General features: G+C 64.7%; 5 protein-coding genes and 2 rRNA genes. 5 read left to right on the top strand and 2 right to left on the bottom strand.

The genetic code is table 11. The features are described from left to right. Positions 1-102 precede the first annotated feature (102 nt). Positions 103-903 (bottom strand): TetR/AcrR family transcriptional regulator, encoded by an 801-nt coding sequence (locus tag AC3IYI_RS19580; protein ID WP_489411387.1) that lies wholly within the window; start codon positions 901-903, stop codon positions 103-105. A gap of 429 nt (positions 904-1332) precedes the next feature. On the opposite strand from AC3IYI_RS19580, the gene AC3IYI_RS19575 reads away from it, so the two are divergent. Both AC3IYI_RS19575 and AC3IYI_RS19570 read left to right on the top strand, forming a co-directional pair. After that, positions 1333-2640, top strand: coding sequence for an NAD(P)/FAD-dependent oxidoreductase (locus AC3IYI_RS19575; protein WP_489411590.1), 1308 nt, complete (start codon positions 1333-1335; stop codon positions 2638-2640). A gap of 146 nt (positions 2641-2786) precedes the next feature. Beyond that, positions 2787-4610, top strand: a complete 1824-nt coding sequence (locus tag AC3IYI_RS19570; RefSeq protein ID WP_489411589.1) for an ATP-binding SpoIIE family protein phosphatase — start codon at positions 2787-2789, stop codon at positions 4608-4610. 67 nt (positions 4611-4677) lie between these two features. Here the strand turns inward: AC3IYI_RS19570 and AC3IYI_RS19565 are convergent, their stop codons facing one another. Continuing rightward, positions 4678-5970, bottom strand: a complete 1293-nt coding sequence (locus AC3IYI_RS19565) for an MFS transporter (protein ID WP_489411588.1) — start codon at positions 5968-5970, stop codon at positions 4678-4680. A 123-nt stretch (positions 5971-6093) separates the two neighbouring features. Between AC3IYI_RS19565 and AC3IYI_RS19560 the strand changes: the two genes are divergently transcribed. The 3 genes from AC3IYI_RS19560 to AC3IYI_RS19550 all read left to right on the top strand — a co-directional run bounded on the left by AC3IYI_RS19560 (position 6094) and on the right by AC3IYI_RS19550 (position 12225). Further along, on the top strand, positions 6094-6630 hold the full coding sequence (locus AC3IYI_RS19560; protein ID WP_489411386.1) for a MarR family winged helix-turn-helix transcriptional regulator: 537 nt from the start codon (positions 6094-6096) through the stop codon (positions 6628-6630). A 660-nt stretch (positions 6631-7290) separates the two neighbouring features. Next, positions 7291-8815 (top strand): 16S ribosomal RNA (locus tag AC3IYI_RS19555). A gap of 286 nt (positions 8816-9101) precedes the next feature. Beyond that, positions 9102-12225 (top strand): 23S ribosomal RNA (locus tag AC3IYI_RS19550). Together the 16S and 23S rRNA genes form the textbook arrangement of a ribosomal RNA operon. Positions 12226-12230: the final 5 nt, after the last annotated feature.

Below are 12230 nucleotides of genomic sequence, written 5' to 3'. Positions count from 1 at the left end.
CGAGCCGGCCTGAGACGCCCCGGACCTGAGACGCCCCCCCCGACCCGGGCCACCTCAGACCGGAGTCGGCCTGAGACGCCTCCGGCCTGAGATGCCCCCCGACTACGCCGTCCGGGACCGCAGCCCTTCGAGCAGGATGTCGAGCAGCCGTGCGGAAGCCGCCGCCTGCTGCGCCGCGTCCGGCAGCGCGGGCGCGGCCGTCGCTATCACCAGCAGCACATCGGCCACCGTGACATCGGCGCGCAGCGCACCGGCTTCCCGGGCCCGGTCGACGAGGCGGCCGACGACCTCCAGCAGCTCGCCCGCGCCCGCGTCCTCCGAAGGCTCGTCGTCCAGGCCGGTCCGCGCAGCGCCGACGACCCGCAGGTCGGGCGCACCGCCGGCCGCGACGACCTGACGCTGGTGCGGAACCCGTGCGGCCTCGCCGTCCGCCCCGTCGGCGCCGTCCTCACCGGGCTCGGCGACCCGCAGTACCTGCGGAGGCAGCAGCCGCCCGGCGCCCGAGGCGACGGAGGTGCGCAGGAAGCGCGACAGCGCCTGCCACGGCTCTTCCTCCTGGCCGAGCGCGGTGCGGGCCTGCTCGGTCAGTCGCGAGGTCTCCTCCTCGGCTATCCGCCGGACCAGGACGTCCTTGCTCGGGAACCGTCGGTACACGGTGCCGACACCCACCCGCGCGCGTCGTGCGACGTCCTCCATGGGAGCCCCGTAGCCGAGCTCGCCGAAGACCTCGCGGGCGGCGCGAAGTACGTGTTCGAGGTTGCGCTGTGCGTCGACGCGCAGCGGCGTGGAGCGGCCCACGCCGTGTGTGGTGGCGCCGCCGGCCATCAGCCGCCCATGGTTGTCGGTCGCGGAAGCGGCCGACGACAGAGCGGTGGCAGAAGCATGGAAATCGGAAATGTGCATATGTATCCCCCGGTAATCATTTGTCTCCCCCCGGAGACACTCCCCGCCTTCATGTCGAGGGGGGCCACGGTCATGAGGGCCCTGGTCCTACTCCTCGACGAGTTACGAACATAGTTGAGCCAGAGTCAATTCAGAAGAGGCAGCCCCGGACGGACCACCGCCCGATCGGAGCATTCACCCTCAATTTTCCGTTCGAAGCCCCCAGAATCGCTCATTCCGTACCGTCTGACCTGCGTACTTCCCCCTCCATCCACACCCCCTGACAACCTCGCCCCGCCGTCCACTCCGGTCACACAATTTGTCAGGCCTGTGGACAAACTCCCGGCCACGTTGCGTCATGGGACGGTGAAGGCTGCTAACTCCCGGGGCACGGCCCCCGGTACCCCGCCCCGTACGCGGATCCTCATCGTCGGCGGCGGCTACGTAGGCATGTACACGGCGCTCCGGCTCCAGCGAAAGCTGAGAGCCGACGAGGCCGAGATCACGGTGGTCACTCCGGAGCCGTACATGACGTACCAGCCCTTCCTCCCGGAGGCGGCCGCCGGCTCCATTTCCCCGCGCCACGTCGTGGTCCCGCTGCGCCGCGTCCTGCCGAAGTGCCGCATCGTCATCGGCGAGGCCCGCCACATCGACCACGCCGCCCGGACCGCGACCGTCACCACCCTCGCCACCGACGAGGAGGGCGCGGGCCCCGTGGAGATCGAGTACGACGAACTGGTCCTCGCCCCCGGCTCCGTCTCGCGCACGCTCCCCATTCCGGGACTCGCCGAATACGCCATCGGATTCAAGACGGTGGAAGAGGCCATCGGCCTGCGCAATCACGTCATCGAACAGATGGACATCGCCTCCTCCACCCGCGATCCCGCCCTGCGCGACGCCGCCCTCACCTTCGTGTTCGTCGGCGGCGGCTACGCCGGCGTCGAGGCGCTCGGCGAGCTGGAGGACATGGCCCGCTACGCCGCCCGCTACTACCACAACGTCAAGCCCGAGGACATGAAGTGGGTGCTGGTCGAGGCCAGCGACCGGATCCTCCCCGAGGTCGGCCCCGAGATGGGCACGTACACGATCCGCGAACTGCGCCGCCGCGGCATCGACCTGCGCCTGGAGACCCGGCTCGAATCCTGCGAGAACCGGGTCGCCGTCCTCAGCGACGGCGCCCGCTTCCCCACCCGCACCGTCGTGTGGACCGCCGGCGTCAAACCGCACCCGATCCTCGCCGCCAGCGACCTGCCCAAGACCGACCGCGGCCGCCTCGCCTGCACCTCCTTCCTCACCGTCGAAGGCGTCGAGCACGCCTGGGCCGCCGGTGACGCCGCCTCCGTCCCCGACATCACGGCCGCGGAGAAGGGCGTCCCCTGCGCCCCCAACGCCCAGCACGCCGTCCGCCAGGCCAAGGTCCTCGCCGACAACCTCGTCGCGTCCCTGCGCGGCGGACTCCTCACCGAGTACGCCCACAAGTACGCGGGATCCGTGGCCTCCCTCGGACTCCACAAGGGCGTCGCCCACGTCTACGGCCGCAAGCTCAAGGGCTACCCGGCCTGGCTCATGCACCGCGCCTACCACCTCAGCCGCGTCCCGACCCTGAACCGCAAGACGCGCGTGCTCGCCGAGTGGACGCTCTCCGGCCTCTTCAAGCGTGAGATCGTCTCGCTGGGATCCCTCGAACACCCCAGAGCAGAATTCGAACTCGCGGCGGGCGGAGGCCCCAAGGACCCTCCGAAGAAGAGCGAGGGCTGATCTGTCAGTCCCGTCGGCCACACTGGACGTGTGACCATAGGTGGGCTCACACCTGCACAGAGTGACATCAGCGTGACATCCGAGTGCCACCCGATCGCCACCGAGTGACACAGCGACCACGAGCGACACCACGAGGCTTGAACGCAGTGAACTTCACGCGCTGGAGCGCCCGGTTCCCCGGAACGCAGCGTCGCGCCGCCGCCCGGTCCGAACACGCCGCCGCCCAGGCCAAACGGGGCGAGGGCTCGGTCCCGGCCGCCCGCGGCGCCGCCGGCCATTCCGCGACCGGCCCCGACGGCTGCCCCGCCGACCCCACGGTCCGCGGCACCGGTTCCGCCCACGGCGCCGCCTGCGCCCCGGCCGCCGCCGACGGTACGGGGACGCCCGCGCCCTCCCTCGACGAGCTCCCCGTACGCGACGTCCTCGACCGCCTCCCGGCCCTCGTCGCCCTCGTGCACGGCCCCGACCACCGCGTCGCCTACGTCAACGACGCCTACACCGCCGGCTTCGGTGCCCGCGCCCCCGGCGCCCCCGCGCACCTGGCCCTCCCCGAGCTCGGCGAGCTCGGCCTGCTCCCGCTCCTCGACCAGGTCCAGCGCAGCGGCAAGCCCCGTACGGCCAAGAACCGCACCGCACCCGGCGGCACCAGCTCGTACACGGTCACCTGCACCCCCATCGAGTTCCCCAAGACCAAGGCCGACGCCGACGGGGCCACCGCCCACGCCCACACCGGCACCGCAGCATCCGACGGCGAAGCGGAAGCCCACACCGGCACCGGCGTCCTGATCCACCTCGCCGACGTCACCGACCACGCCGAAGCCGTCGAGCGGCTGCGCGCCAGCGAGCGCCGCCAGCGCGAGGCCGCCGTCACCCTCCAGCGCTCCCTCCTCCCCCAGGAGCTCGAACAGCCCGACGACCTGCGCGTCGCCGCCACCTACCAGCCCGGCGGCACCGAAGCCGCCGTCGGCGGCGACTGGTACGACGTCATCACCCTCGGCGCCGGCCGCACGGCCCTCGTCATCGGCGACGTCATGGGCCGCGGCGTCCGCGCCGCCGCCGTCATGGGCCAGCTCCGCACCGCGGTCCGCGCGTACGCCCGCCTCGACCTGCCGCCCCACGAGGTACTGCAGCTCCTCGACGGACTGGCCGCCGAGATCGACGCCAGCCAGATCGCCACCTGCGTCTACGCCGTCCACGACCCCAACGAGGGCCTCCTCGCGTACGCCTCCGCCGGCCACCTCCCGATCCTCGTCCGCGACGAGGACGGCACCGTCCGCCGCGCCGCCGACCCCACGGGCCCGCCGCTCGGCACCGGCGGCTGGCTGCACACCTTGGGCACCATCGCGCTGGGCCCCGGCTCCACCGCCGTCCTCTACACCGACGGCCTGGTCGAGCGCCGCGGCGAGGACATCGACGAGGGCGTCGCCGCCCTGGAGCGCGCCCTCTCAGGCGCCCAGGGCACCCCCGCCGTCATCTGCGACCGCCTGATGCGGGCCCTCGGGGTCGACGCCGACCACGACGACGACGTCGCCGTGATGGTCCTCCAGCAGCCCGCCCGCACCGGCGCCGACGCCGAGCTCTTCCACAACGCCGCCCTGGAACTCCTCGGCGGCGTCGAGGCCGCCCCGCGCGCCCGCGCCTTCGCCCAGGGCGTCCTCGCCTCCTGGCGCTTCCCGGTGGAGCTGTGCGACCTCGGAGTCCTGGCCGCGAGCGAACTGGTCGCGAACTCCCTCCAGCACGGCACCCCGCCCATGCGCCTGCGGCTGCGCCGCACCGACCGCCGGCTGATCATCGAAGTCACCGACGGGGACGACCACCTCCCGCGCCGCCGCCGCGCCGAACCGGCCGACGAGACCGGCCGCGGCATCTCCATCGTCGCCACCATCGCCTCGGCCTGGGGCTCCCGCCGCACGCCGGGCGGCGGCAAGGCCGTCTGGTGCGAGTTCGCCCTCCCCGACAAGGCCCCGTAGCCACACACGAAGAAGGCCCCGGTCCACCGGACCGGGGCCTTCTCTGTCTCCTCCTACGTCACTACCCCTACGCGGGCACCCGCTCGGCATCCTTCACGCGCTCGGCGCCCTTCACGCGCTTCACCACGACGGTGCTGCCGGCCAGCGACGGATTGTCCTGCACGGGCGTCAGCTGCTTGCCGAGCCGCAGCGCCAGCCCGGCGATGCCGAGCGAGACCAGGACGAAGATCCCGATGTAGAGCATCGGCACCCCCGCGGCCAGCGGCACACCGAGCGGTCCGAGCGCCAGAGCCATCTGCTTGACCAGCGCGAAGGCCGAGTTGTACTGGCCCACGGACCCCTCCGGCGCCAGGTCGGCCACCAGCGGCGCCAGCGTCGGCGACAGCATGGCCTCGCCGATGCCGAAGAGGGCGTACGTGGTCACGAACGCGGCGGCGGCCATGACCGTGCTGCCGTGCCCCAGCCCGGAGAACGCGGCGATGATCCACGCCACGGTCCAGAGCAGACCGACGAGCGCGATCACGCGGGACCGGCGGTGGTTCTCCACCAGCCGCAGCACGACGAACTGGGCGAGCACGATCGCACCGGTGTTGGCGGCGAGCGCGAAACCGAGCGTGGACGGGGAGATCCCGGCGGCCTCCGTACCGAAGGCGGCGAGACCCGACTCGAACTGTCCGTAGCAAGCGAAGAAGAGGACGAAGCCGAGGATGCAGAACTGCACCATCGCCTTGTGCTCCATCAGCCGCTTCCAGCCGCCGCCCGTTTGAGCGGCGTCCTTGGCCAGCGCGGTGCTGATGGCCGGCACCTGAGGCATCCGCACGGTGGCGATGACCCCGGCCAGCACGAGGAACATCACGGCCTCGATGCTGAAGAGCAGGGTGAAGCTGCCGGGACGGCTCTCGTCGACGATGAGCCCGCCGATCAGCCCGCCGATGCCCAGACCCAGGTTCTGCATGAAGAACTGGAGGGCGAAGGCACGGGTCCGGGTGGACGGGGTGGAGCACCGCACGATCATCGTGGCCAGCGCGGGCTGCATGACGGCCTGGCCGGCACCCAGCGCGAGTGCGGAGAGCAGGATCGCGACCACGCCCGTGGAGAGCCCGAGCGACAGTGCGCCGAACGAGGCGACGACGGCCGCACCGATGACGACGGGGACCGGACCGCGCCGGTCGATCACCCGCCCGGTGAAGGGCAGCGCGAGAAGCGCACCGAGGGCGAACGCCATGAACGTTCCCGTCGCCCACATGGGGTCCAGTTCTCGCACCTTCGCCGCGTAGACGTAGAGGAACGGAACCGTGAAGCCGATACCGAACGCGGTCAACGCGTTCCCGGCCTGGATCCTCCGCATCGCAGCGCCCATCACCTTGGTCACTTCTCACCACCTTGATTGCTGAAGCTTGAAGACTTCATACCTAAAGTTCGATCCTTAACACTACACACCGAAGGAGTTAGATGCCAACGACCCCGTGCCATACTTCGACCCATGGGTGACACCCCCGACGGCACTGCGCCCGTCCACGAGCCGAGCCTCGACGAACAGATCGCCGTCTATCAGCGCGAGTTCCAGGACCTCGACCCCCAGGTCGAGAAGGTCGTATCGGCCCTCAGCCGCCTGAACCGCCGCATGAACGTCGCGTACGGCCGCCAGACGGCGGCCCTGGGCATCAGCAACGCGGAGTGGGAGGTTCTCAAGGCCCTGGTCCTCTCCAGAGCCCCGTACCGGATGGGCCCGAGCGAGCTCGCGAAGCAGCTGGGCCTCACGCCGGCGGCGATGACCCACCGGATCGACCGCATGACGGCGGAAGGACTGGTCACGCGCGAGCGGGACGAGAACAACCGCGTCCGCGTGATCGTGGAGCTCACCGCGGAGGGCCGCAGCAAGTGGCTGGACGCGATGCGCGCGGCGACGGTCTTCGAGGAGGACCTCCTTCAGGACCTCAGCACGGCGGAGCGAGGCGTACTGGGCGACATGCTCACCCGCCTCCTGGACCGCGTAGAGGACCTCCAGTCCCCGCACTGACCGCCTAGTGCCCCGGCCCCAATCCTGGGGTTGACGTGGGCCCCGCGGATCCGTAAGGTTCTTCGAGTTGTCCCTGAGCCGAAAGGTTTCGGAGACAACAAATCCCGCCGCCTCGTTGCGGCACCCAACTCAGCACGATCTCCCACTGGGAACGCATTCGGCATGCCCGAATTCATTCTCGAAGGCCGATTATGAATCGCCTGGGAAATCCACTAGAGTTCGGGAGTCGGAAGGGCCCAACAGCCCGAACGACAAACCCCGTTGACTGGGAGTCAGGCCCGAAAGGATCTGATAGAGTCGAACTCGCCGGAAAGGGAAACGCGAAAGCGAAGACCTGGAAGGCGGAAAACAAGCGAGACAGACTCTGATAGAGTCGGAAACGCAAGAACAGAACGAAAGCCCGGAGGAAAGCCCGAGAGGGTGAGTACAAAGGAAGCGTCCGTTCCTTGAGAACTCAACAGCGTGCCAAAAATCAACGCCAAAAAGTTGATACCCCGTCCATTTCGGTGGATGAGGTTCCTTTGAAAAAGACCTGTGAGGTCGCGGCTTCGGCCCTGATACTTGCAGGCAATTACACAGCGAGGACGCAGTGGACGGTCGGTCTTATTCCGACATGACTGTCCCGCTCTAAGTGCGTGTGCACCGGATAACCGGTAAACATTCATGGAGAGTTTGATCCTGGCTCAGGACGAACGCTGGCGGCGTGCTTAACACATGCAAGTCGAACGATGAAGCCCTTCGGGGTGGATTAGTGGCGAACGGGTGAGTAACACGTGGGCAATCTGCCCTTCACTCTGGGACAAGCCCTGGAAACGGGGTCTAATACCGGATAACACTCCTGCCTGCATGGGCGGGGGTTAAAAGCTCCGGCGGTGAAGGATGAGCCCGCGGCCTATCAGCTTGTTGGTGGGGTAATGGCCCACCAAGGCGACGACGGGTAGCCGGCCTGAGAGGGCGACCGGCCACACTGGGACTGAGACACGGCCCAGACTCCTACGGGAGGCAGCAGTGGGGAATATTGCACAATGGGCGAAAGCCTGATGCAGCGACGCCGCGTGAGGGATGACGGCCTTCGGGTTGTAAACCTCTTTCAGCAGGGAAGAAGCGAAAGTGACGGTACCTGCAGAAGAAGCGCCGGCTAACTACGTGCCAGCAGCCGCGGTAATACGTAGGGCGCAAGCGTTGTCCGGAATTATTGGGCGTAAAGAGCTCGTAGGCGGCTTGTCACGTCGGATGTGAAAGCCCGAGGCTTAACCTCGGGTCTGCATTCGATACGGGCTAGCTAGAGTGTGGTAGGGGAGATCGGAATTCCTGGTGTAGCGGTGAAATGCGCAGATATCAGGAGGAACACCGGTGGCGAAGGCGGATCTCTGGGCCATTACTGACGCTGAGGAGCGAAAGCGTGGGGAGCGAACAGGATTAGATACCCTGGTAGTCCACGCCGTAAACGTTGGGAACTAGGTGTTGGCGACATTCCACGTCGTCGGTGCCGCAGCTAACGCATTAAGTTCCCCGCCTGGGGAGTACGGCCGCAAGGCTAAAACTCAAAGGAATTGACGGGGGCCCGCACAAGCAGCGGAGCATGTGGCTTAATTCGACGCAACGCGAAGAACCTTACCAAGGCTTGACATATACCGGAAAGCATTAGAGATAGTGCCCCCCTTGTGGTCGGTATACAGGTGGTGCATGGCTGTCGTCAGCTCGTGTCGTGAGATGTTGGGTTAAGTCCCGCAACGAGCGCAACCCTTGTCCTGTGTTGCCAGCATGCCCTTCGGGGTGATGGGGACTCACAGGAGACCGCCGGGGTCAACTCGGAGGAAGGTGGGGACGACGTCAAGTCATCATGCCCCTTATGTCTTGGGCTGCACACGTGCTACAATGGCCGGTACAATGAGCTGCGATACCGTGAGGTGGAGCGAATCTCAAAAAGCCGGTCTCAGTTCGGATTGGGGTCTGCAACTCGACCCCATGAAGTCGGAGTTGCTAGTAATCGCAGATCAGCATTGCTGCGGTGAATACGTTCCCGGGCCTTGTACACACCGCCCGTCACGTCACGAAAGTCGGTAACACCCGAAGCCGGTGGCCCAACCCGTAAGGGAGGGAGCTGTCGAAGGTGGGACTGGCGATTGGGACGAAGTCGTAACAAGGTAGCCGTACCGGAAGGTGCGGCTGGATCACCTCCTTTCTAAGGAGCACAGTACCGATTGCAGACAAACGTTCTGCACGGTCAGCTCAGGGTGGAACGTTGATTAGTTGGCACGGTTTCCAAAACCTTCTGTAAGTACTGCTTCGGCGTGGAAAACAGTTTGAGTGGCGGGGATCGTGCTTGGCACGTTGTTGGGTATCTGAGGGTACGGCCGAAAGGCTTTATCTTCGTGATGCCGGCCCCAGTGAACTCGCCAGCTTGTCTGGTGGGGTGATGGGTGGCTGGTCGTTGCTTGAGAACTACACAGTGGACGCGAGCATCTGTAGGCCAAGTTTTTAAGGGCGCACGGTGGATGCCTTGGCACCAGGAACCGATGAAGGACGTGAGAGGCCGCGATAGGCCCCGGGGAGCTGCCAACTGAGCTTTGATCCGGGGGTGTCCGAATGGGGAAACCCGGCAGTCGTCATGGGCTGTCACCCACTGCTGAACACATAGGCAGTGTGGAGGGAACGCGGGGAAGTGAAACATCTCAGTACCCGCAGGAAGAGAAAACAACCGTGATTCCGGGAGTAGTGGCGAGCGAAACCGGATGAGGCCAAACCGTATGCGTGTGATACCCGGCAGGGGTTGCGCATGCGGGGTTGTGGGAATTCTTTTGATCGGTCTGCCGGCCGGTCGGCGAGTCAGAAACCGTTGATGTAGTCGAAGGACATGCGAAAGGTCCGGCGTAGAGGGTAAGACCCCCGTAGACGAAACATCAGCGGCTTGCTTAAGAATCTCCCAAGTAGCACGGGGCCCGAGAAATCCCGTGTGAATCTGGCGGGACCACCCGCTAAGCCTAAATATTCCCTGGTGACCGATAGCGGATAGTACCGTGAGGGAATGGTGAAAAGTACCGCGGGAGCGGAGTGAAATAGTACCTGAAACCGTGTGCCTACAAGCCGTGGGAGCGTCGCCGTTATTCTTCGGAATAACGGTCGTGACTGCGTGCCTTTTGAAGAATGAGCCTGCGAGTTAGCGGTGTGTAGCGAGGTTAACCCGTGTGGGGAAGCCGTAGCGAAAGCGAGTCCGAATAGGGCGATTGAGTTGCACGCTCTAGACCCGAAGCGGAGTGATCTAGCCATGGGCAGGTTGAAGCGGAGGTAAGACTTCGTGGAGGACCGAACCCACCAGGGTTGAAAACCTGGGGGATGACCTGTGGTTAGGGGTGAAAGGCCAATCAAACTCCGTGATAGCTGGTTCTCCCCGAAATGCATTTAGGTGCAGCGTCACGTGTTTCTTGCCGGAGGTAGAGCACTGGATAGGCGATGGGCCCTACCGGGTTACTGACCTTAGCCAAACTCCGAATGCCGGTAAGTGAGAGCGTGGCAGTGAGACTGTGGGGGATAAGCTCCATGGTCGAGAGGGAAACAGCCCAGAGCATCGACTAAGGCCCCTAAGCGTACGCTAAGTGGGAAAGGATGTGGAGTCGCAGAGACAACCAGGAGGTTGGCTTAGAAGCAGCCACCCTTGAAAGAGTGCGTAATAGCTCACTGGTCAAGTGATTCCGCGCCGACAATGTAGCGGGGCTCAAGCGTACCGCCGAAGTCGTGTCATTGCAGCAATAGGGCCAACGCCCGCTGTGATGGGTAGGGGAGCGTCGTGTGCCGGGTGAAGCAGCAGCGGAAGCTAGTTGTGGACGGTTCACGAGTGAGAATGCAGGCATGAGTAGCGATACACACGTGAGAAACGTGTGCGCCGATTGACTAAGGGTTCCTGGGTCAAGCTGATCTGCCCAGGGTAAGTCGGGACCTAAGGCGAGGCCGACAGGCGTAGTCGATGGACAACCGGTTGATATTCCGGTACCCGCTTTGAAACGCCCAATATCGAATCAGGCGATGCTAAGCCCGTGAAGCCGTTCCGGACCCTTCGGGGAAAGGAAAGTGGTGGAGCCGGTGACCCAGACTTGTAGTAGGTAAGCGATGGGGTGACGCAGGAAGGTAGTCCAGCCCGGGCGGTGGTAGTCCCGGGGTAAGGGTGTAGGCCGAGGGGTAGGCAAATCCGTCCCTCATATAAGGCTGAGACCTGATGCCGAGCCGATTGTGGTGAAGTGGATGATCCTATGCTGTCGAGAAAAGCCTCTAGCGAGTTTCATGGCGGCCCGTACCCTAAACCGACTCAGGTGGTCAGGTAGAGAATACCGAGGCGTTCGGGTGAACTATGGTTAAGGAACTCGGCAAAATGCCCCCGTAACTTCGGGAGAAGGGGGGCCATCACTGGTGATCGGATTTACTCCGTGAGCTGGGGGTGGCCGCAGAGACCAGCGAGAAGCGACTGTTTACTAAAAACACAGGTCCGTGCGAAGCCGTAAGGCGATGTATACGGACTGACGCCTGCCCGGTGCTGGAACGTTAAGGGGACCGGTTAGTCACATTTCGGTGTGGCGAAGCTGAGAACTTAAGCGCCAGTAAACGGCGGTGGTAACTATAACCATCCTAAGGTAGCGAAATTCCTTGTCGGGTAAGTTCCGACCTGCACGAATGGCGTAACGACTTCTCGACTGTCTCAACCATAGGCCCGGTGAAATTGCACTACGAGTAAAGATGCTCGTTTCGCGCAGCAGGACGGAAAGACCCCGGGACCTTTACTATAGTTTGATATTGGTGTTCGGTTCGGCTTGTGTAGGATAGGTGGGAGACTTTGAAGCGGCCACGCCAGTGGTTGTGGAGTCGTCGTTGAAATACCACTCTGGTCGTGCTGGATGTCTAACCTCGGTCCGTGATCCGGATCAGGGACAGTGTCTGATGGGTAGTTTAACTGGGGCGGTTGCCTCCCAAAAAGTAACGGAGGCGCCCAAAGGTTCCCTCAGCCTGGTTGGCAATCAGGTGTTGAGTGTAAGTGCACAAGGGAGCTTGACTGTGAGACCGACGGGTCGAGCAGGGACGAAAGTCGGGACTAGTGATCCGGCGGTGGCTTGTGGAAGCGCCGTCGCTCAACGGATAAAAGGTACCCCGGGGATAACAGGCTGATCTTCCCCAAGAGTCCATATCGACGGGATGGTTTGGCACCTCGATGTCGGCTCGTCGCATCCTGGGGCTGGAGTCGGTCCCAAGGGTTGGGCTGTTCGCCCATTAAAGCGGTACGCGAGCTGGGTTTAGAACGTCGTGAGACAGTTCGGTCCCTATCCGCTGTGCGCGTAGGAATATTGAGAAGGGCTGTCCCTAGTACGAGAGGACCGGGACGGACGAACCTCTGGTGTGCCAGTTGTCCTGCCAAGGGCATGGCTGGTTGGCTACGTTCGGGAGGGATAACCGCTGAAAGCATCTAAGCGGGAAGCCTGCTTCAAGATGAGTATTCCCACCTCCTTGAGAGGGTAAGGCTCCCAGTAGACGACTGGGTTGATAGGCCAGATGTGGAAGCCCGGTAACGGGTGGAGCTGACTGGTACTAATAGGCCGAGGGCTTGTCCTCAGTTG

This window comes from Streptomyces sp. GL_148 (genome assembly GCF_057834205.1).
The sequence above is the reverse complement of the archived record's forward strand: the minus strand, read 5'-3'. Positions and strand labels throughout refer to the sequence as shown.